This window comes from Sorangium sp. So ce1036, assembly GCF_051369805.1.
GTDB classification, from domain to species: domain Bacteria; phylum Myxococcota_A; class Polyangia; order Polyangiales; family Polyangiaceae; genus Sorangium; species Sorangium cellulosum_F.
Genome location: NZ_JBBMOX010000001.1, coordinates 9,339,948 through 9,360,640, shown reverse-complemented (window position 1 = coordinate 9,360,640; position 20,693 = coordinate 9,339,948). Strand labels below are relative to the sequence as shown.

Here is a 20,693-nt window from a genome sequence, read left to right as displayed (position 1 = left end):
TCTTCGTTTCGTGCGTCGGATAAGCCGAACGTTATTCGCCCGAGGGGTGCACTGCATCTGCCAGGACGACCACCGGAACGCCTGCAAACGAGCTCAGCCGGACATCGTTCGTGATGAACGCGTCCACGCCGGCGAGGCGGGCCGTCGCGAGCTGAATGGCGTCAGGAGAACGGAACCGGTAGCGCGCCCGGATCCGGGCAGCCTCTTCGAGCACCGCTCGGTCGATGGGGTGGAGGGACAGCGACTCACTGTCGAGCAGCAGGCGGCGGTACGCATTCGCGAGATCCTCACGTTGCTCGGCCAGGGGGCGTACCAGCACCTCGAGCAAGGTGAGCTCGGACGAGACGCCCGCCATGCGTCCTTCATCGAGCGACACGAACAGGGGCTCCACGATCGGCCCGAAGACGGGGTGGTCTTCCATGAAATAGATGAATGCGGCGGTATCGATGGCGATGCGCGAGGCCCCGGCGAGCTTGGCGATCATCGATCCCACTCGTCCCGCATCGCGTCCACGTACGCCTGAGCGTCCTCCCCGCGCCAGAGCTCGCGGCCAAGCCCCTTGAGGTCGAGCAGCCTTCCCTTCGGCTCGCCGCGGTCCTTGCGGACGGGCTCGCTCCGCCCCACGTCCCGCAGGTAGACGAGGAACCGGCGCGCAACCTGGACCTCACCTTCCGGCAGCTCGTCCACCAGGCGATGCAGGTCGTCGCGTCTCTCCTTCTCGGTCGCGGTGGGCATGGACTGATCCTAGCACTGTGAGGGGAAGACATCCTGAGATCGTGGCGTCCGCAACATCGCTCGGCCGGCTCTTGCACCTGCCCGGCTGTTCTCGACAGGGATGCGCCGGGCGTGGCACTCACGGGAAAGTGTCCAGGTCGACCCTAGAGGCAGCGAAGGACGGTGTCGCGCACGACCTGCCAGATGGGGTCGGGGATCTCGCCGAGCCAGCGCGCGTCGCGCTCCTCGGGCCCGGGCTCCTCGAGCGGGTCGTCGGGGCTCCACACGAGACGAAAGAGCCGGTCGCTCACCGAGCCGTTCCGCTCGATGAGGAAGCGCCGCGCGAGCCGCCGCGCGAGCTCCTCGCCCTCGACGCCGAGCAGCAGCACCGGCGGCGCGACCGTCACCTCCCGGAGCGGCGTCAGCCGGACATACGGCGTCTTCAGCGCGTCGATCTCGCCCGGCGGCTCGAACCCGGCCGCCCGGAAGTCGCACGGCACCTTCGTGTTGCCGACGAGGTAATAGGCCCCCTCGGTCTCGGCGAGCAGCGCGCCCGCCAGCCGTCCCACGCGCGCCATCAGGCCTCCTCCGCGGCGGCGCGCTCGTCCGCGACGACCAGCGTGCGCCCCGGCGTCTGCCCCGGGAGCGCGTCCCCATCCCACGTGTACTTGTTGGTATATCCGCGCGGCGTGACCATGTATCCCTCGAACAGGAAGGTGTTGCTCGACCCGATGAGCACCGTGGTCAGCATCCCGATCTCGTACTCCAGGAAGTGATCGAGATCCGTGAGCACGACGTTCTCCAGCTTGCGGTAGGCGCTCTTCACCAGCGCGACCGGCGTCGTGCCCGCGCGGTGCGCGGCGATGATCTCCTGGGCCCGGACGATCTGGCGCGTGCGCCGGCCGCTCGCCGGGTTGTAGAGGCCGATGACGAAGTCCGCCGCCGCGGCGGCCTCGATCCGCCGCTCGATGACGGGCCACGGGGTCAACAGATCCGAGAGCGAGATGGCGCAGAAGTCGTGCCCGAGCGGCGCGCCGACGAGCGACGCGCACGCGTTGAGCGCCGTCATGCCGGGCACGAGGCGCAGCTCGGGCGAGTCGCCCCGCCGCCAGCCGATCTCCTGGAGCACCTGGAACACGAGCCCGGCCATGCCGTACACGCCCGCGTCGCCCGACGAGATGATCGCGACGCGCGCCCCGGCCCGCGCCCGCTCCACCGCCGCGCGCGCCCGGCCGATCTCCTCGGTCATGCCCGTCTTGATCACCTCCTTGCCCTCGATGAGGCGCTTCACGAGCCGGATGTAGGTCGTGTACCCCACGATGAGGTCCGCCTCGGCGATCGCCCGGAGGGCCGCGGGGGAGGTGTGCTCCTCGGCGCCCGGGCCGATCCCGACGATCGACAGGATTCCTTGCTCAGCCATGGCTCTCCTCGACGTTGCGCTTCTCGAACGGGATGCGCGCCACGGCGAGCGTCATGGACCGGCCCACGCCCTCCTCCGTGTACGCGCGCTTCGGCGCGAGCAGCCGCGCGGCGCCCGCCGCCCTGAGCGCCGCGGGCTCGGCGACGCCCCGGGCGCCGACGTGCTTCTTCACGGTCTCCGACGGGTTCTCGATCCCCTCGGTCCGGTCGAGCTCCTCGGCCGTGAACGTGACGAGCGGCCACCCCCGCCGCGCCGACAGCGCGAGCAGCGCCTCCTCGTCGGCCTTCTTGTCGATCGTCGCGATCGCCTTCACCGACCTCGCCGAGAGGCCGTGCTCCGCGAGGAGCCGCTCGACGCCGCGCTCCACCATGGCGAGCGGCGCCCCGCGGTCGCAGCCGAGGCCGAGGACGAGGCTCTTCGGGCGGTAGACCACGGCGCGCTCCAGGTGCGCGGGGTGCGAGCGCGACAGGTCCCGGTCGGTCGCGATGAGCAGGATCTCCCAGGCGTCCGGGTCCACGCCGTCGAGCGACGTCGCGTAGCGCACCCCCGGCGGCAGCGGCGTCCCCTCGGGCCAGAACGACGGCTCCCCGGTCTCCTGGACGAACAGCACGGGCGCGGCGTTCACGACCGCGGCGCAGCCGCGCGTCACGTTGCGATCCGGATCGTCGAGGGTCCACCCGAGCTCCCGGCCGAGGATGTCGACCGTCAGCGTGCCGAGCGCGTCGGACGCCGTGGTCACGACCGGCTGCGCGCCGAGCAGCGCGGCCACCCGCTCGGTGAACGCGTTGCCCCGGCCGACGTGGCCGGAGAGCACGCAGATCGAGAAGCGGGCGGCGTCGTCCACGCACACGACCGCCGGGTCGACCTTCTTGTTCTTGAGCAGCGGCGCGATCATGCGCACCACGGCGCCGACGCTGATCACGAAGACGTGGCAGTCGTAGGCCGTGAACGCCTCGGTGAGCAGCGGCCCCATCGGCAGCGGGAGCGGCCTCGCGCCCTCCGGCGCCTCGCCGAACAGCTTCTGCGACACGTAGAGATCCGCGCCCGGGAGGCCCGGGACGAGCCGGCGCGCGATGTCGATCCCGTGGCGCGTGATGGCGTAAACGGCGTACGGCTTGCGCGCGGCGCTCATGCTCCCTCCGGCTCGTTAACTGTATTTACAAATCCGCCCGGCGGCGACGCCTCGGCCTCCCCGACGAGCAGCCCGCTCCGCTCCCCGCGCGTGACCACCACCATGGCGAAGCAGTCGCCCCGCTCGCCCTGCGCGGCCCTGAGGTCCCGCACGATCCGCTGCTCGGGCATCGTCGCCTTCGAGACGAACACCGCCCGATCGAGCAGGCCCGCGCGCGTGAGCGCCTCGATCACCTTCGGCATCTCCGGGCCGATCTTCATCAGGACCACGGTGTCGAAGCGCGTGAGGACGTCGGTCAGGTCGTCGACGCCGTACGTGGCCGGGAGGATGGCGATCCGCTCCTGCCCGTCGGCGAGCGACACCCCGCTCACGGCCGGGACCGCCGTCACCGAGGTGACGCCGGGGACGACCTCGACCTCGAGACCGGGGAAGCGGCGGAGCGACTCGCGGCGGACGTAGACGAACGTGCTGAAGAGCGAGGGATCGCCCTCGGTGGCGAACGCGACCGAGAGGCCGCGCGACAGCCGCTCGCCGATCTTCTCGACCGCCGCGTCGACGTAGGGGCGGACCCGCTCCGGGTCCTTGCTCATGGGGAAGGTGAGGAGCAGCCGCTCCTGCTGCGGCCGGGCGCTCCCTTTGCCGATCACCGGCTCGAGGATCCGGTACGCCATCGACGCGCCGAAATCCGAGCTGCGCGGGAGCGCGAGCACGTCCGCGCCCTCCAGCACGCGCACCGCGCGCAGCGTGAGCAGATCCGGCGCGCCGGGGCCGACCCCCACGCCGTACAGCCTGCCGAGGCCGCTCATGACGCCTCCGGGGAGGGCTTCGCGCCCCTCGCGCCCTTCGCCTCGGGCGGCGCAGGCGGGTCCGCCGCCCCCGCCTCCGCCGGCCGGGTCGCGGCGAAGATGTGGATCGGGTTCAGCGCCTCGTAGCGCGTGTACCGCGCGAGCGGCACGCCGCGCGAGACCGACAGGAGCGTGACCTCGGGGTCGAGCCCTCGCGCCCTCAGCGCGCGGTACGTCTCGGCGACGTTCTCCAGCGTGATGGCGTTGACCACGAGCCGGCCGCCCGGCCGCAGCCGGTCGAGCGCCGTGGCGAGGATCTCCTCCATGCTCCCCTTGCTCCCGCCGACGAAGACCGCGTCCGGGGCCTCGAGCGCCGCGAGCGCCTCGGGCGCGCGGCCCGCGACGACGCGCACGTTGTCGACCCCGTGCGCGCGGACGTTGTCCCGGCAGATCTCCACGCCCTCCGGGTCGACCTCGACCGCGTAGACGCGCCCGAGCGGGCAGAGCATCGCCGCCTCGATCGAGACCGAGCCCGAGCCGGCGCCGATGTCCCAGACCACGGCGTCGGGGCGGAGCGCCATCGCGGCGATGGAGAGCGTCCGCACCTCGCGCTTGGTGATCAGGCCGTTCTTCGGCATGCGCTTGGCGAAGGCGTCCTCGTGCAGGTAGGGGATCTGGGGCGGCGGCCGCCACGCCGGGTCGCTCCGGAGGAGCAGGAGCACGTTGAGCGGCCCGATGTCGTCGCACGCCGCGAGCGCGTCGAGCTCGAACGCGCGCACGCGCTCGCCCGCGCCCGCGAGGCGCTCGCAGACCCACGCCCTCCAGCCCGCGTCGCCGTGCTCGAGGAGCCGCGCCGCGAGCCGGGCCGGGCCGTTCTCCCGGTCGGTCAGCACCGCGACCTTGGACAGCCGCCGGAGGCGCGTCGCGAACCCCTCGGGCGAGCGGCCGTGGACCGAGACGAACGCGGCGTCGTCCCACGCGATCCCCGTCCGCGCGAACGCCCACTGGACCGAGCTCAGGCTCGGGAGGATCTCGACGTGCTCGGCGCCGAGCTTCTTCACCACGAGCGCGCCGATCCCGAAGAACAGCGGGTCGCCCGAGGCGAGGATGCACACGTTGTGCTCGGCCGACAGGCGCTCCACGCGCTCGAGCACCGCGGACAGGCCGCCTTTCAGGGCGATCTTCTCGCCGCGGAACTGCGGGAAGAACTCGAGGTGCCGCTCGCCCCCCACGAGCACCTCGGCCCGCGCGACGGCGGACGCTGCGCGGCTCGACAGGCTGGCGCACCCGTCGTCGCCGAGGCCGACGACGGTGACGGCGCGGCGCGCGCTCATCGCGCGGCCCCCGCGGGCTGCGCCGGACCGGCCGAGGGCGCCGGGGCGGCCGAGTCCGCCGACAGGAGCAGCAGCGCGTGCACGATCGCGACCGCGATCGGGCTCCCGCCCTTGCGCCCGCGCGCCACGATGGAGGGGAGCCCCGACTCGAGCAGCGCCTCCTTCGACTCGGCCGCGGACACGAAGCCGACCGGCACCCCGATCACGAGCGCCGGCCGCGCGCCCTCCTCCTGGGCGAGCCGCACGACCTCGAGCAGCGCGGTCGGCGCGTTGCCGATCGCGACGATCGCCCCGTCGAGCAGCCCGAGCCGGTGCGCCTTGCGCATCGCCTCGATCGCGCGGGTCGAGCCCTTCGCCGACGCGGCCTCGATCACGTCGTCGTCCGAGATGAAGCCATGGATCTTGCAGCCGTACGACGCGAGCCGCTGCTCGTTCAGGCCGACGCCGATCATCTTCACGTCCACGAGGACCGGCGCGCCGCCCCGGAGCGCCGCGACGCCGCGCGCGATCGCCTCCGGGTGCAGCCGCATCAGCGACCTGAACTCGAAGTCCGCGGTCGCGTGGATCACCCGGCGGACGATCTGCCACTCCGCGTCCGGGAACCCGTGGTCGCCGGCCTCTTCATCGATGATCGCGAAGCTCCTGTCCTCGATGCGCCGGCCGAGCGCGGTCATCTGCCGCATGTCGTTCACCGCGCGCGCGTCTTCACCGATCCTGGCACCGCTCATCGCTCCTCCGCTCTGTCTACGCCGGCGGCGCCTGCCTCGGCCGGGTACCGGCCGAGGAGCGCCCCGTTGAAATCGACCAGGCAGGCGTGCACCTCGAGGGCGCCGCCCGCGTGACGCGAGGTGTGCTCGACGACCCGCCGGCAGATCCCCCCGGGCACGCCGGCGAGCCCCTCGCGCTGGCACAGCTCGAGCACGTGCCGCGCGGTGTTCGCCTGCCGGATCTCGGCGGCGATCTCCGGCCGCGCGCCGAGCTCCTCGGCGATCTGCGCGAGCAGCTCCATGCTCACCTCGGAGCCGGCGGCGTGCGTCATCATCTTGCCGTCGGCCATCTTCGAGAGCTTGCCCATCATCCCGACGATGATCGCGCGCGCGATCCGCCGCCGCGCCGCGTGCCGGACGCCGGTGCCGATGAAGTCGCCCACCTGGATGAACGCGTCCTCCGGGAGATGGGGGTAAAGCTTCATCGCGTAGGCCTCGGACTTGCCGCCGGTCGTCAGCACGAGCGTGTCCACGCCGCGCTCGGACGCGACGTCGATCGCCTGCACCACGCTCGCGCGGAAGGCGGCGGTCGAGTACGGCTTCACGATCCCGGTCGTCCCGAGGATCGAGATCCCGCCGAGGAGCCCGAGCCGCGCGTTGGTCGTCTCCCTGGCCATCTCCTCGCCCCGCGGCACGCTGATCGTGACCGTGGCCCCGGCGAAGCCCGAGCCGCCGAGCTCCTCCAGGACCATCTCGGTGATGTTGCGGCGCGGCACGGGGTTCACCGCCGGCCCGCCGACCGGCAGCCCGAGCCCCGGCTTGGTGACGACCGCGACCCCGGCGCCGCCGCGGATCTCGACGCCCGGCTCGCGGCGGAGCTCGACCTCGGCGACCAGCTCCGCGCCGTGGGTGCAGTCGGGATCGTCGCCCGCGTCCTTGATGACGCTGCACGTGGCGCGCGGCCCGTCGCGGTCGCAGCGGTGCAGGGGGAACGTCACCCGCTGGCCGTTGGGCAGGGTCGTCTCGATGGCGTCGACCGGCGCGCCGCGCACGAGCACGCGCGCGGCCGCCTTCGCCGCGGCGGCCGCGCAGGCGCCCGTCGTGAACCCCTCGCGCTGCCCTTTCGGGTCTCTCGGCCGGATCTCCGTCATCCTCGATCCTGAGCGATCACGCCGACTTCTTCAGGGGGTTGTTGAAGAAGCTCTCGAGGACCACGCCGCCCTCCGGCGCGCCGAGCGAGACCAGCCGGTCGCGGAGCGGGTAGAGGACGGCGCCGTCGCCCGCGCAGAGGATGGCGTCGCAGGGGCCCGCGGCGAAGAGCTCGCCGGCGATCGCAGCGGCGCGCGCCGGCCGCTCGGGGTGCCCGACCGGGGGGAAGCCCGAGGCGATCGACAGGTGGGCCGCGGCGGGGAGGCGATCCCGGACGAACCGCTCGGAGACGAAGTAGGCGTCGGACTCGACGAGCCAGAGCAGGTCGAGCCGCTCCGCGCCCGCGGCGGCCGCGCCGCGCGCGATCCCGAGCGCGGCGGTGATCCCGGTGTCGGTGGCGACGACGAGCGCGCGCCCGGAGAAGCCGTCCGGGAGCCGCAGCTTGCCCCAGGGGCCGCTCCACTCGAGCTCCCCGCCCACGGCGATGTCGTTGAGCACGTTCGACCCCGGCCCGGCGCCGATCCGCTTGACCGCGATCTCGACGGCGCGCTGCTCGGCGTCGCTCGAGAGCAGCGAGTAGGCCCGCTTGGCGAGCTTGCCGCCGGGCAGGGTGACCCCGGTGTTGATGATCACGTACTGCCCGCCGGCGAAGCCGAGCGCCGCGCCGTCCGCGCGCTCGACGCGGAGCAGCCGGGCGCCCTGGCCGAGCGGCTCCGCGTGGGTGATCCTGATCTTCGCCTTGCCTTGCGTGGTCATGACGTCACTCCTGTCTTCGGGCGTAACGCTGCTGCCGGCGCGGTCGTGCTCGCCGCGTCACAGCTCGCGCGCGTGCCCCGTGGCGTGTTCGCGGCGAGCGGCCCCTTGCGCATCGTAGATTCATGATGGGAAAATTCCCGCGTCTCGCAGCATCGTGCTTACATCGCCTCCGTAATCCTGCCTGGCCTCGATGCGCGCCTCGGGCGCCAGGTCGCGTGCGATTCGCATCGCCTCCAGCAATGTCTTCTTGTCTGCCCAGACTGTGGTGAGCGGCCCGCCCGCGTAAGCAGCGGCGATCTCTTCGATGAACACGTCGTCATTTCGAAAGCGTGCGCAGACGCCGTCGGACGCTTCCTCGACGAGCGCGGCCGACAGTGCTCTCGCGATCTCGGCTGCGATGGAAGCACGCACGCTTGCCTCGAAGCTCGGCGGGCACTCCTGCGGCATCTCATAGGTTTCCCACCACAGCGCGATCGACTCCAGGAGTGTGTGCCCTCCACCGGCTGCGGCGCGCAGCGCATCGTCGTTCCACTGATAACCGTAAATGACGCCTGTCTCGTCGATGTACAGATCGCCGATGCCGTGCCAGTGTCCGACAGGGAGGAGGGGCATGTCTCTCCACCGGACGTGTGGCCAGCTTCCGTCGGTCTCGAGCGTCTTTGCGTGCTCGTCGACTGAATACCGCCCTGTTTCTCTCTGGTGTAGAAGGGCCTGGAAAGTGCCCAGTAGAAGCACTGTTTCGTCTGGCGACGACAGGATGCCACCGAACGCCTCTTCGAGATCGAGCGCCGAGGTGAAGGTCGGCAGCTCCTCGCGCTCCAGTACGTGAAGGAGCGCCTCGCGAGAGCACGTGCGTGCGGGATCGTACAGCATTCCTTCCGTGTCCAGGTAGAGCCGTACGCGCCTCGACATGCGCCTTGTCATGATCTTCGAAGAGGCGCGGAGCGGAGATGTGTGCGTATTCATATGCGCGTCCAACCTGTCGAGCTGTCATGTCGCCATGCACCGAGGTTCTGTTCGGCGAATCCAGCGTGAGCTGCAGGATTGATGCCTCGGTTGCGGCTCGGCTCCCAAGTCGAAGATGGGTGTGCCGGTGGGCTGAAATCAGGGTTGGGACGCGCGGATGATGGCGGTAGTGCAGCGACTACGGCAGGATGAAGTGGGGCCTTGCTTCCGCTGTTGCGCGTGATGGTTCGCCCGTCTTTTCGTGTGATGGTGCACTTCATCCTGCCATCGATATCCACCCAGTCCGCTGGGTGATTGTCGACATACGCGTACGGCTTGAGGCTCGCCCCGATCCCGATCGGCTCCGGGCTGAGGTACTCCCCGGCCTCCGGATCATAGTACCTGTGCCAGTTGCAGTGGAGCCCCGTCTCCTCGTCGGCGTACTGCCCTGGAAGCCGCAGCGGCGTGATTCCCGCCTGCTCTGTCGGCACGTCCCCGTACAGCCCCGCCGCGATCTCCGCGGCGATTCGCCCATCTCCCTCGACCAGCGCCTCGGGGAAGCCGTTCACCCCGTGCACGAAGTACCTGAGCGCCCCCGTCGCGCCGTCGATCTGCGCCAGCGGCAACAGGCTCTCGGGCAGCGTCGCATAGCTCCGCTCCTCCACGACGGGCTCACCCGCCTCCAGCGCCCGCTCGCAGCGCTCGTGCACCAGCACGTCCCCACGCCACGCATACCGGGTCACGCGCTCGACCTTCCCGGCGAGCGCCACGCGCTTCTCGATCCTGCGGCCGAAGGCGTCGTACGCAAAGGTGATCGTCTGCCCCTCCGGCGCTCGCACCTCCAGCAGCCGTCCATCGGCGCTCCATTCGTATCGCCAGACGCGCTCGTCTCCGCCGTCGTGCCCGCTCACGCGCTTCTCGACGACGTCGCCGCGCTCGCTGTACGCATAGCGCACGGTCTCTCGTCCCGTCGTGCGCGTCGTCAACCGCCCTCCAGGCCCGTAGGTCCGCCGCTCGCCCGCCCGCTCGAGATCTCCCGCCGCGGTGAACGCGAACCGCTCTGCCACCTTGCCGGCCTTGCGCCGCTCGAGGACGCGGCCGTTCCCGTCGCGGAGCATCTCTCCCATCTTCCCGCCGAGGTCCTCGTCGGCGCGCAGCAGCCCTGCGGGCGACCACGCATACGCCCGGCGCCAGGTCTCCGGCGCCTCGAGCGGCCCGACCCAGGCGGGCTCACCGGGCTCGACGCGCGGCGCTGTCGGTTTGCCAAGCACGCGCTGCCGCGCCATCAGCCCCTCGGCGTTGACCTCGGTAGCGATCTTTCCGCCGCCGGGCAGGAGCCGCTCGACCTCGTAGCCCCCTGCATCGTACGTGAAGCGCAGCGGCTCGCCCTGGTCGCCCACCCGCACCGCGACCGGCCGCCCCATCACGTCACGTTGCACGCTCAGGTCACCGCCCGATCCGCGCACGCAAACGGCCTTGCCCATCACGTCGTAGGTCCACGCGAAGGCCGCGAGCACCTCGCCACCCCGCCGCGTCGCCTCGGTGAGCACCCGGCCGCGCGCATCGTAGGTGTACGCGCATTCGACGTCGCCGCTTGCCGCGCGCTCGAGCCTCCCGAGGGGATCGTAGTCGAACACATCCTCGCGCCCATCCGAGGTGCTGCGCTTGACGATCCTTCCGAGCGCGTCGTACTCGACGTCGACCGCGGCGAGGCCGCACCGGATCCGCGTGATCCTGCCCTGCAGATCGAGCCGGTAGTCGATCTCCCGCCGATCGAAGGTCCGCTCGCCGGTGATGCGCCCCTCGCCATCGCGCTCGATCCGGTGCTCCTCGCCCGCCTCGTTGACCGTGCGCACCAGGTCCTGCTCGCGATCGTAGCGGTACCGGACCTTGGTCCCATCAGGCCGCACCAGCTCGGTGACCATGTGGAACCCGCCCCAGCGCAGCGTGGTCGTGCGCCCGTCGGCGTCCGTGATCCTGCTCAGGTTCCCGTCGGCGTCGAAGTCGTACCGCGTCACCGCGCCACCGGGCCCGAACACCGCGCAGAGTCTGCCGCAGGCGTCGTAGGCGAAGCGGGTCTCGTTCCCCCGCGCGTCGGTGAAGCCCATCACCCGGCCGAGGAAGTCGTGGCGGATGCGCCGCTCGCTGCCGTCGGGCTCGACGACGCGCACGCGGTTTCCGAGCGCGTCGTACTCCATGCGCGTCTGTCCGCCGTTGGGCAAAGTCGCGCCTGTGAGCAAGCCGCGGCTGTCGTACGCGAAGCCCACGACGAAGCCCGCGTCGTCGTGGACGGCGACCACGTTGCCGCGCGCGTCGCGCTCGTAGCGCGCGGCGCCGCCGAGCGCGTCGGTCACGGCCGAGACGAAGCCGCGCGCGTCGTGCTCGTAGCAGGTGCGGTTGCCCATGGGGTCGATCTCGGCCACGAGCCGCCCCTCGGCGTCGCGCTCCCAGTGGAAGACGTGTCGTAGCGCATCCTCGTACTCGAGCAGCGCGCCCGCGTCGTCGTAGCGGAAGGTGTGCACGCCGCTGCCGCCGCCCCAGACCATCCTGTCGAGCTTGCCGAAGGCGTTGCCGTCGACGCGGCGGATGGCGCGCGAGGTGATCACCTCCGTGAGCGCGCCGCCGTGATGCTCGACCTTCACGTGCAGGAACCCCTTCGCCCGCGAGCCGTCGCTCAGCGTCTCCGGCGCGCCGTCATCGAGCGCGTCGTTGCCCATGTTGGGGATGGGAGCTGTTCGTGCCATTCGCGTATGCTCGATTACGAGATGCGCCGGTCGCAAGCCGGTGCGGTAGCAACTCGTTGGCCCGTGCGTCCCCACGGGCGGCTGCACGCCGGGGCGCGTCCCCCCACGAGCGGCTGCACGCCGGAGGGCGTCCCCCCACGGGCGGCCGCACGCCGGAGGGCGTCCCCCCACGCGCGGCCGCACGCCGGAGGGCGTCCCCCCACGGGCGGCTGCACGCCGGGGCGCGTCCCCCCACGCGCGCCGGCCCGCCGGAGCGCGTCGGCGACGCGGCGGCGGTCCCCCGAGGCGCGTCGGCGACGCGGCGACGCGTGCGGGCGGCGGCCGATGTCCACCTCTTCGCTGTGCACGTCGGACCTCACTCCGCCGGGTAGATCTCGTGCACGAAGTCGTGCATCTCCTCGAGCTCGCGGTAGAGGCGCGCGAGCCCGTCGACCTGGGCGCGCAGGTCGAGCTCGACCTGCTTCGTCAGGATGAGCAGCGACCTGAGGTACGCGAGCTTCGCGTCGCCCGCCGGCGTCCGCGCGACCTTCTCCTGGAGCTCCGAGAGCGACCCCTCGAACAGCCGCGAGAGGCTCCGGAGATCCCCGGCGCGCAGCATCGCCGAGATCGGCCCCGGCGCCTCCGCCGCGGGGCCGAGCTCCGCGAGCTCGTGCGCGCGCTCCCCGGGATCGTCGATGCCCAGGATGTTCATGAGCCCAAGGCGCAGCGCTGCGATTTCATGACATGCCATGTCGGTCCTCTCCTGCTCATCCCTCATTGCATGATGTCGTCGACGAGCCGCGCCACCAGGCGATCGCCGAGCAGGTGCTCCTCCACGACGTCCCTGGCGTCCTCCTCGCGGACGCCCCGGTACCAGACCCCGTCGGGGTAGACGGCGACCGTCGGCCCCTCGCCGCAGCGGCCCATGCACGACGTCCGCGTCACGCGGATCTCCCGCTGCTGGCCGGCCTGCTTCACGCGCCGGCGCAGCGCCTCGAGCAAGGCCAGGCTGCCGCGATCCACGCAGTCGGCGTTGCCGCAGACCAGGACGTGCTTGCGCAGCGAGCGGTGCGCGTGCGGGTGGTTCGACGCCTGCGTGTGCGTCAGCGTGTGGCGCACGCTGTAGAGCATCGCCTTGAGCCCGCCGACCTCCCGCGCGAGCCCGGGCAGCGCCGTGCGGTACATGCACGTGTCGCACGGCAGCGGCGCCTCGCCGGCGAGCGCCTGGCGCGCGCGCTCGTCGATGAGCCCGTAGAGCGCGCCCGACCGGCCGAGGTGCGGCGCGAGCGCCGCGCGGATCCACGGGTACGTCGCCGCGAAGCGCTCGACCTGCCCGGCCAGCTTCGTCATGAGCCGCCCCGCGAACAGGAAGTACGGCAGCACCACGACGCGCTCGGGCCGCTGGCGCGCCACGCGCTCGAGCGTCTCCTCGACCGACGGCCGCGTGACGCCGATGAACGTCGGCTCGACCAGGGAGAGCCCCCGGCCCTCGCCGATGAGGCGCGCCATCTTGCAGTGATCGCCGTTCGCGTCCGGATCGCTCGACCCGCGCCCGACCACGACGAGCGCGGTCCTGGCCCGGGCCGCCGGGTCGTCCGGCAGGGCGGCCGCGGCGCGCTCGAACGCGAGCTCCGCGAGCGCCGGGTGCACGCCGAGGTGGCGCGCCGCCGAGAAGCGCACGCCCGGGAACGCGGCCCGCGCCCTCTCCAGCGCGAGCGGGATGTCGTTCTTCACGTGGCCCGCCGCGTACAGGAACAGCGGCACCACCGCCACCCGGGCGACCTCTGCCGCGAGCGCCGCGAGCGCGTCGTCGAGGTACGGCGTCGCGAGCTCGATGTACCCGTGCCGCACGAGCACGTCGGGCCGCGCCGCGCGGTAGTCGGCCACGAGCGCCTCGAGCTCGGCGTTCGACGCGGCGTCCCGGCTACCGTGGCCGATCAGCAGCAGACCGGTGTCATGCATCCGAGCGCCTCCTCCAGGGTGAGCGGGAGCCCCGCCCGGCCGCCCAGGCCGGCGCGCGGCTCGGCCGCGGCCATCCGGGTCCAGAGCTCCGCGACCCACGGCCGCCGCATCCGCGCCCGCTCGAGCAGCTCCCCGCGGCCGAACACCTCCCGCGGCGGGCCGTCCGCGAGGACCCGCCCGTCGCCGAGCAGGACGACGCGATCGCAGAGCAGCGGCACGAGGTCGACGGCGTGCGTCGCGACGACCAGCGTGGTCCCCCGCTCCGCCGAGAGCGCGCGCAGCGTCCGGCACAGGGCGAGCTCGCCGGCGGGGTCGAGGCCCGCGGTCGGCTCGTCGAGGAGCAGCACGCGCGGCTGCATCGCGAGCATCCCGGCGATGCACGCGCGCTTGCGCTCCCCGAAGCTCAGCGCCTCGATGGCCCGGCCCTCGAGGTGCGCGAGCTCCACGGCGGCGAGCGCCGCCCCGGCGCGGCGCCGCGCCTCGCCGTCGGAGAGGCCGAGGTTCCGCGGGCCGAACAGGACGTCGTCGAGCAGCGTGGCGCCGAGGAGCTGGTCGTCCGGGTCCTGCAGCACGAGCGCCGCGCCCGCGGCGACGGCGTCCGACGGCGAGGCGACGCGGCGGCCCGCGATCTCGACGCGGCCGCCCGGCGTGGGCAGGAGCCCGACGAGCGCCCGGAGCAGCGCGGTCTTGCCGGCGCCGTTGCCGCCGAGCACGGCCACGGACGCGCCCGCGGCGACGTCGAGGCGCACGTCGCGGAGCGCCGCCTCCGCGCCGCGGTAGCCGATCGTGGGGGCAACGATCGCGAGCGCGCCCGCCGCGCTGCTGCCGTCGCGCGCCGTCGCGCCGCTCCCGTGGCGCGCCATCACACTGCTCCCGTCGCGCGCCATCACGCTCCTCCCGCGACGAGGCTGAGCGCCAGCGCGGCGAGGGCGACGGTGGCGAACGCGAGGTTCGCGGCGGGCGCGCTCGGCCGCAGCCCGGCGACGGGCAGCGTCCCCTGGTAGCCCCGGAGCTGCATGGCGACGGCGGCGAGCTCGGAGCGCTCCAGCGTCCGCAGCGCCACGACGCCCGCCACCGCGCCGGCCGAGCGCGCGGCGGCGCCCGGGCGCGCGAACCCGCCGCGGAGCGCGGCGGCGCTCCACGCGCTCTCCGCCGCGCGCTGCAGGACGGAGGCGAAGCGCCGCGCGAGCGCGAGCAGCTCGATCAGCGCCGCGGGCGCGCCGAGCCCGGCGAGCGCCGCCTCGATCTCGGCGGGCGCGGCGGCGCGGGCGAGCCACCGGAGCAGCGCGGCCGCGGCGAGGACGCGCGCGCCGATCGTCAGGGCGGCGCGCGCGCCCTCGCGCGTCGCGGCGTCGAGCGGGGGCGCCGCGCCCGCGAGGAGCGGCTCGCCCGGGGTGAAGACGAGCGCGAGCGCCGCCGCGACCCCGCCGATCCACGCGGCGGGCGCGAACCCGCGGAGGATCGCGGCGGCCGTCACGCCCTGGAGCCGGAGGGCGGCGCACGCGAAGAGGAGCAGCGCGGCGGGGGTCCTCGGCGAGCGCGCGCCCGCGGCGACGCAGCACGCGGCCACGGCGGCCCCGAGCCGGAGCCGGGGATCGACGTCGCGGAGCCGGGCCGGGAGGTCAATCCGCACGGCCGCCCGCTCCGCCGGCGCCGGCGGCCGGCTGGTCCGCGCGCTCGACGAAGAGCGCGCGCGAGAGGTAGCCGAGGGCGAAGCCGGCGAGCAGCCCGGCCCAGATGAACGCGAACAGCAGGAGATCGCCCTCGAGCCCGGCGAAGACCGGCCCGGTGTCGTGGCGTCCCGCGGCCTCGGCGAAGCGGCCGACCACGGCCTCGTCGACGCCTTCCCACGGGGCGCGCATCACGGCGCACCGGCGGCGACGGGCACGACCCGGAGCCGCTCCAGGATGTCGGGCCGCCGAGATCGCAGGAAGACGAGCGCCCCGGCGGTCATGGCCCCTTCGAGCAGGCCGAGCGGCAGCTGGGTGGGGACGAAGGCGAGCGCGACGCCGGCGAACAGGGCGCCCACCGAGCCGTCGCCCGCGAGCCCGAGGGCGAGCTCGAGCGCGGTGGTCGCGTACGTGGCCCAGTCCGAGGCCACGCCGGCCAGAAACCCTGCGACCCAGAGGCCCGCGCCGCAGCGCTGCGCGGCGCGGAAGGCGAGGTAGCCGGTGAAGGCGCCCGCGATGCCCATCGACGCGACGTCGGCGCCGAGCGTGGTGAGGCCGCCGTGCGCGAGGAAGAGCGCCTGGAGGAGGAGCGCCACCACGGTGACGAGGACGGTCATCCAGGGGCCGATGAGCACCGCGGCGAGCCCGGTGCCGCACGGGTGGGAGCACGTCCCTGCGGTCGGCACGGGCACGGGCATGCACGAGATCGCGAAGACGGCGGCGGCGATCAGGCCGACGAACGGCTTGTAGAAGGCGTCCCGCCCGGTGCGCTGCCGGAGCAGGTGCAGGGCGATCGCGACGAACGGCAGGGCGAGCGCGTTCCAGAACGCGCACCAGCCGAGCGGCAGGACGCCCTCGGCGAGGTGCATCGCGGCCGCGGGCCTCGGCGCGGAGAGCGTCGCGAGGAACACGGCGATGACGAGCCCGGGGCGGCCGGGGTGACCGATTGGGGCGTTCCGGGTGAATTCCGCACCCGGACGCCACGAAGACGTGCGCAAGCTGCACCTCGTGGAGGCTCGGGTAGGTCTCCCGGCTCATGGGTTCAGGGAGCCTGGTCAGGCTCCCAGCGCCGCTTCCACCTTCCCGGGTCTCTCCTGTGAGGCCCAGTGGTCTTCGGAAGCAGCTCCCCACTCACGGTGGCGGTACCGCGCCGGATTCACACCGGCTTCCCTTTTATGCCCCTGAGGGCACCCGAGGCATGGATTGTCGGACAGGGGACTCGGTAGTCTCGTTTCGAGCCCGGCGTCAAGGAGCTCGCGCAGCGGCCGCGGCGAGGGCCTGTTCATGAGGGGAGGGGCGTCGGCGATGAGGAGGAGGAGAGGGGCGTCGGCGATGAGGAGAGGGGCGCCCGCCGCCGACCTCGCGCCGGCGCGGCGTTCCGCCACGTTCCCCCGCGCCCCGCGCCCCGCGCCCCGCGCCGGCGTCGCTTCTGCGGATCGCGCCCGCGTCGAGGGATCGCGCCCGCGTCGTGCGCGCGCCCTCGCGCGGGCACCCCTCCGCGGGCGCCGGCGCACTGGCCGTCCTGCCCACCCCTCGCCCGCGGCGGGCCGGCGCGCGATCCACCGCTGTCACGGGCCACCGCTGTCACGGGCCACCGCTGTCACGGGCCACCGCTGTCACGGGCCACCGCTGTCACGGGCCACCGCTGTCACGGGTGCGCACTGCGCCGTCACTTCGCTCCTCGCGCGGGCAGGGGATCGGGCCGCGCAGACAGGGATACGCGCGATCTCGGCGTGACGCGGCGCCCGGACCGTTGAAATTGCCCCAGACGCACCGAAATCGCTGCTGCTTTCTGGTGTCCTCGGCGCGTTTGCGGTCAAAGTGTCTTTACTCGAACATCGGGGTGCGGGCGCTCGCCCTCGCGCCCCGGCCTGTCATCCCGTCTTCACGGGAAAATTCCTTGTTTCGATGGAAGCACCGCCCGACCGTGACGGCCGCGGGGCTCGCGCGATCTCGGGGCAGCGTGCCTTGTTTGTCCCGAGTCTTTACTCGCGTGAGCATGTGTTCCGTGCCTGTGTACAGCGCATCGACTCCCATGGAGCGGCGGGCGAGCCTCGGCGATGGTTTCGAGAATTCCGAATGGTTCGTCCGGCCGAGCTCCGCGTTTCCATGGATGGGTATGCCCGGCGCGAACGCGCTTTCCAGGAAGTCAGGCGAATGCTTCTCCTGCCGTGCCTGTCCGCCATCACGCCGTGAGCAATCCGCTCATGGAGCGAGCACAAGTTGCACTTTGTTATCGACAACGCGCGCATCGGTGGCACACTCCGATTGCTGCGTGCGCACCGGTGCGGCCCCCCAGCCCGGAGCGCATGCGGCGCTTACTTGAGCACCGCGCTGGACGTTCCCCCTCCGTCGCGGTTCCCTGCCGCGCACATGCCTGGTCCCCCCTCGGGCATGATGCGCGGTCTTTTTTTTGTAGGGATCTCCGGGGGCTGCGCGCTGGGGGCTCACCGGAGGGGCTGAAGCGCAGGGGGGCACAGCGGGCGGCGAGCCGGAATGCGAGCCCCGGAGGTGAGCCCCTGCGCGCGGCGCAAGCCTCCGGCGCTTGCTGGCTTTCCGGTTACTTCCCGGTGAACGTGGCTTTCGATTTCGACAGGAACGCTTTCATTCCCGTCTTCTGGTCCTCGCTGCCGAACAGACCGGCGAACGCCTGGGCTTCGAGCTCGTTGGCGGCGGCGAGGTCGAGGCTCTCGCCGCGCAGGAGGACGCGCTTTGCGGCGGCGACCGCGAGCGGGCCGCGCGAGGCGATCTTGAGGGCGGTCTCACGGGCGCGGGGCAGGAGCTCGGCGGCGGGGAAGACGGCGTTGACGAGGCCGATCGCGAGGGCCTGCTCGGCGGTGATCATGTCTCCCGAGTAGACGAGCTCGCGCGCGCGGCCGGGGCCCACGCGCCGCAGGAGCCGCTGGGTTCCGCCGAAGCCGGGGATGACGCCCAGGTTCACCTCGGGCTGGCCGAGCTTGGCGCCCTCGGCGGCGTAGATGAAGTCGCAGGCGAGGGCGAGCTCCAGGCCTCCGCCGAGCGCGAAGCCGTTCACGGCGGCGATGACGGGGAACGGGGCTGTCTCGATGAGCGCGCCCAGGCGGTGCCCAGCGTCGGCGAACCGCTTCGCGGCGACGGTGCTCATCGCGGCCATCTCGGCGATGTCGGCGCCGGCGACGAACGCCTTGCCGGCGCCGGTGAGCACCGCGGCGCGGACCTCGTCGCCCTCGGAGGGCGCGAGGAGGTCGTGGAACGCGCGGGTCAGCTCGCCGAGCACGGCGGGGTTCAGCGCGTTGAGCTTGTCCGGGCGCTGGATGGTCACGGTGGCGACGTGACCCGTGCGCTCGATGGCGACGAACTGGAGGGCACCGCGAGCAGGGACCCCCGGCTGCTGTTCTTGAGCGGTCATGCGGGGGAGCTAGCAGCGCGCGGCGCCGGAGGGAAGCCGGGGGCGCGCGGGGGGGCCGGCGGCGGCTGCATGGACGGACCCCCCTCTCCGGGTCCCCCAGACGTACGGGGCGCGCAGAGAGCAACCACAAGGGTGCCCCTCTCAAACTGTAAACGTGGACGTGGACGTCTGAGCGTCCATCACATCTCGCCTAACCACGCGAAATCCCTCGCATTCGCCCAGAGGGCAAAGTCCAATCATTTCGAGGATTTGAGCGAGATGTGACGGATGATGAGACGTCCATGCCCATGTTGGTGACCGCTGGGGTGGGCGTCGTGCCCTGATCGCGACGAACGAGCTTGGTTAACGTCGATACCCGGGGGCAACCATCACCAGTGAGCCGGCGTCAGCTTGAGAGATGCAACCCTTGCGGTTTTCTCCCCACTCATTGCGCGCAGCGCTCCGAATGGAACGAGCCCTTGCGGCAGAACATCCGTAAATTCTTGACGAAGACCGGAGACGCTCCCGGTGCTATCTCGGCATCGAGCAACGCGACTGGCGACCTGGCAGCGTGGAGGGACTGGGATACTCCGACGCTGAACTAGGGCGACAAACGGGTTGAAGCCGCCTGAAAAATGCAGAAATTCGAACCGCCAAGACGCCAAGGAGAGAATCCATTCTTGGCGTCCTTGGTGTCTTGGCGGTTGATCTCTCGCTTGTTCAACGTGATCGGTGCTCTAGCCGTCATCGCGCGCCAGGGCCCGGCGCCAGACGCCGGGCTCTTTTCGTTGGCGCGCCCGCCCGAGCTCCGGGTCCTCGAGGATCGAGGCGATTGCTGCTCTCCCGCTCGGGCGGAGCGGTGGCCATCCCCCGCGCCCTCCCCCGCCGGCGCCGTCGCTACACGGCCTGGCCGCTCTTCTGCCCCTTCTCGTCGTACACGTAGAACCCCCGCCCGCTCTTCTTCCCGTACCACCCCGCCGCCACGAGGTTCCGCAGCAACGTCGGCGCCCGGTACTTCGGGTCCCCGAACTCCCGGTGGAGCACCTCCGCGATCGAGAGCACCGTGTCGAGCCCGATCAGGTCCGCGAGCTCGAGCGGCCCCATCGGGTGGTTCAGCCCGAGCCGCGCCCCCGCGTCGATGTCCTCCGGCGTGGACAGCCCCTCCTGGAGCGCGAAGCACGCCTCGTTCAGGAACGGGATCAGCATCCGGTTCACGATGAACCCGGGCTGGTCCTTCGAGGTGATCACCGTCTTGCCGAGCGCCTCCGAGAGCGCCCGCACCGCCTCGTACGTCCCGTCCGACGTCTGCACCCCACGGACGAGCTCGACGAGCTTCATCAGCGGCACGGGGTTCATGAAGTGCATGCCGATGACCCGCTCGGGCCGGCCGGTCACCGCCGCGAGCCGCGTGATCGAGATCGACGACGTGTTCGACGCCAGGATCGCGCCCTTCGGCATCACCGCGTCCGCGGCCTGCAGGATGCCGCTCTTCACGTCGAAGCGCTCGGTCACCGCCTCCACCGCGAGGTCGACCGCCGCGAGCCCCTCGATCCCGTCGGCGACCGCGATGCGGCCGAGGAGCGCCTCCCGCGCCTCCGCGGCCATCTTGCCCTTCTCCACCTGCCTCGCGAGGATCGCGGCGACCTGGGCCTTGCCCGACTCCGCCAGCGCCCTAGACACGTCGCACAGGACCACGTCGAGGCCGGCGGCCGCGGCGACCTGGGCGATGCCCCGCCCCATCTGGCCCGCGCCGATCACCCCGAAGCGCTTGATCGTCGTTGCTTCCATGCCGCGGTGATAGCCGAAGCGGAGGGCGCGGTGAACCGCCCGCGCCGCGCTCCCGGCGGGCGCGCAGACGCGCGGCCGTCCCCGGGCGCACCAGCGCGCGAAAGCCTCGTCCAGGCTACCAGGCCAGCGGGGCCGAGGAACCTTGAAACCGCGTCGTCCGGCCGGCTATCTTCGGCCGGCCCGTGAACGGACCCGGCCGCATTCGCGAGGTCCGCGGAGAGACGATGAGCGTTGAGACGAT

At 72.4% G+C, this 20,693-nt stretch carries 20 protein-coding genes and 1 riboswitch; all 20 genes read right to left on the bottom strand.

The window, feature by feature from the left end; translation table 11 throughout:
- Positions 1–31 precede the first annotated feature (31 nt).
- The 20 genes from WMF31_RS35140 to WMF31_RS35045 all read right to left on the bottom strand — a co-directional run bounded on the left by WMF31_RS35140 (position 32) and on the right by WMF31_RS35045 (position 20,452).
- Positions 32–484: a type II toxin-antitoxin system VapC family toxin gene (locus WMF31_RS35140; RefSeq protein WP_436606121.1), complete on the bottom strand. Its 453-nt coding sequence runs from the start codon at positions 482–484 to the stop codon at positions 32–34.
- Positions 481–735: a hypothetical protein gene (locus WMF31_RS35135; protein WP_436606120.1), complete on the bottom strand. Its 255-nt coding sequence runs from the start codon at positions 733–735 to the stop codon at positions 481–483. Before WMF31_RS35135 ends, WMF31_RS35140 begins: the two co-directional genes overlap by 4 nt.
- Positions 736–878: 143 nt before the next feature.
- The gene (locus WMF31_RS35130; RefSeq protein ID WP_436606119.1) at positions 879–1,292 is read right to left on the bottom strand and encodes a precorrin-3B C(17)-methyltransferase; all 414 of its coding nucleotides are present in this window, start codon (positions 1,290–1,292) and stop codon (positions 879–881) included.
- A complete protein-coding gene (cobJ, locus tag WMF31_RS35125; protein ID WP_436606118.1) occupies positions 1,292–2,134 on the bottom strand; it encodes a precorrin-3B C(17)-methyltransferase in 843 nt (280 codons plus the stop codon). The genes WMF31_RS35130 and cobJ overlap by 1 nt, the downstream gene beginning before the upstream one ends.
- Entirely contained in the window at positions 2,127–3,266 is a 1,140-nt protein-coding gene (locus tag WMF31_RS35120) for a cobalt-precorrin 5A hydrolase (protein ID WP_436606117.1), read from the bottom strand. The genes cobJ and WMF31_RS35120 overlap by 8 nt, the downstream gene beginning before the upstream one ends.
- Positions 3,263–4,072 (bottom strand): precorrin-2 C(20)-methyltransferase, encoded by an 810-nt coding sequence (gene cobI, locus WMF31_RS35115; RefSeq protein WP_436606116.1) that lies wholly within the window; start codon positions 4,070–4,072, stop codon positions 3,263–3,265. Before cobI ends, WMF31_RS35120 begins: the two co-directional genes overlap by 4 nt.
- Positions 4,069–5,385, bottom strand: coding sequence for a precorrin-6y C5,15-methyltransferase (decarboxylating) subunit CbiE (gene cbiE / locus WMF31_RS35110; protein WP_436606115.1), 1,317 nt, complete (start codon positions 5,383–5,385; stop codon positions 4,069–4,071). The genes cobI and cbiE overlap by 4 nt, the downstream gene beginning before the upstream one ends.
- A complete protein-coding gene (locus tag WMF31_RS35105; protein WP_436606114.1) occupies positions 5,382–6,113 on the bottom strand; it encodes a precorrin-8X methylmutase in 732 nt (243 codons plus the stop codon). Before WMF31_RS35105 ends, cbiE begins: the two co-directional genes overlap by 4 nt.
- Positions 6,110–7,243 carry a cobalt-precorrin-5B (C(1))-methyltransferase gene (locus tag WMF31_RS35100; RefSeq protein WP_436606113.1) on the bottom strand — a complete coding sequence of 378 codons (1,134 nt, stop codon included), beginning with the start codon at positions 7,241–7,243 and terminating at the stop codon, positions 6,110–6,112. Before WMF31_RS35100 ends, WMF31_RS35105 begins: the two co-directional genes overlap by 4 nt.
- Positions 7,244–7,259: 16 nt before the next feature.
- On the bottom strand, positions 7,260–7,997 hold the full coding sequence (locus tag WMF31_RS35095; RefSeq protein WP_436606112.1) for an FAD-dependent oxidoreductase: 738 nt from the start codon (positions 7,995–7,997) through the stop codon (positions 7,260–7,262).
- A 120-nt stretch (positions 7,998–8,117) separates the two neighbouring features.
- A complete protein-coding gene (locus tag WMF31_RS35090; protein WP_436606111.1) occupies positions 8,118–8,870 on the bottom strand; it encodes a hypothetical protein in 753 nt (250 codons plus the stop codon).
- An 89-nt stretch (positions 8,871–8,959) separates the two neighbouring features.
- Entirely contained in the window at positions 8,960–11,686 is a 2,727-nt protein-coding gene (locus WMF31_RS35085; protein WP_436606110.1) for an RHS repeat-associated core domain-containing protein, read from the bottom strand.
- Positions 11,687–12,041: 355 nt separating this feature from the next.
- On the bottom strand, positions 12,042–12,416 hold the full coding sequence (locus WMF31_RS35080; protein ID WP_436606109.1) for a DUF3209 family protein: 375 nt from the start codon (positions 12,414–12,416) through the stop codon (positions 12,042–12,044).
- Between the two features lie 23 nt (positions 12,417–12,439).
- Positions 12,440–13,627 (bottom strand): CbiX/SirB N-terminal domain-containing protein, encoded by a 1,188-nt coding sequence (locus WMF31_RS35075; RefSeq protein WP_436606108.1) that lies wholly within the window; start codon positions 13,625–13,627, stop codon positions 12,440–12,442.
- On the bottom strand, positions 13,603–14,514 hold the full coding sequence (locus WMF31_RS35070) for an energy-coupling factor ABC transporter ATP-binding protein (RefSeq protein ID WP_436606107.1): 912 nt from the start codon (positions 14,512–14,514) through the stop codon (positions 13,603–13,605). Before WMF31_RS35070 ends, WMF31_RS35075 begins: the two co-directional genes overlap by 25 nt.
- Positions 14,514–15,260, bottom strand: coding sequence for a CbiQ family ECF transporter T component (locus tag WMF31_RS35065; protein WP_129344589.1), 747 nt, complete (start codon positions 15,258–15,260; stop codon positions 14,514–14,516). The genes WMF31_RS35070 and WMF31_RS35065 overlap by 1 nt, the downstream gene beginning before the upstream one ends.
- Positions 15,250–15,489 (bottom strand): hypothetical protein, encoded by a 240-nt coding sequence (locus tag WMF31_RS35060; protein WP_436606634.1) that lies wholly within the window; start codon positions 15,487–15,489, stop codon positions 15,250–15,252. The genes WMF31_RS35065 and WMF31_RS35060 overlap by 11 nt, the downstream gene beginning before the upstream one ends.
- The gene (locus WMF31_RS35055; protein WP_436606633.1) at positions 15,489–16,166 is read right to left on the bottom strand and encodes an energy-coupling factor ABC transporter permease; all 678 of its coding nucleotides are present in this window, start codon (positions 16,164–16,166) and stop codon (positions 15,489–15,491) included. Before WMF31_RS35055 ends, WMF31_RS35060 begins: the two co-directional genes overlap by 1 nt.
- Before the next feature lie 133 nt (positions 16,167–16,299).
- A riboswitch (cobalamin riboswitch) is annotated at positions 16,300–16,507 on the bottom strand.
- A 1,350-nt stretch (positions 16,508–17,857) separates the two neighbouring features.
- Positions 17,858–18,685, bottom strand: a complete 828-nt coding sequence (locus tag WMF31_RS35050; RefSeq protein WP_436606106.1) for an enoyl-CoA hydratase/isomerase family protein — start codon at positions 18,683–18,685, stop codon at positions 17,858–17,860.
- An 876-nt stretch (positions 18,686–19,561) separates the two neighbouring features.
- Positions 19,562–20,452 carry a 3-hydroxyacyl-CoA dehydrogenase family protein gene (locus tag WMF31_RS35045; protein ID WP_436606105.1) on the bottom strand — a complete coding sequence of 297 codons (891 nt, stop codon included), beginning with the start codon at positions 20,450–20,452 and terminating at the stop codon, positions 19,562–19,564.
- Positions 20,453–20,693: the final 241 nt, after the last annotated feature.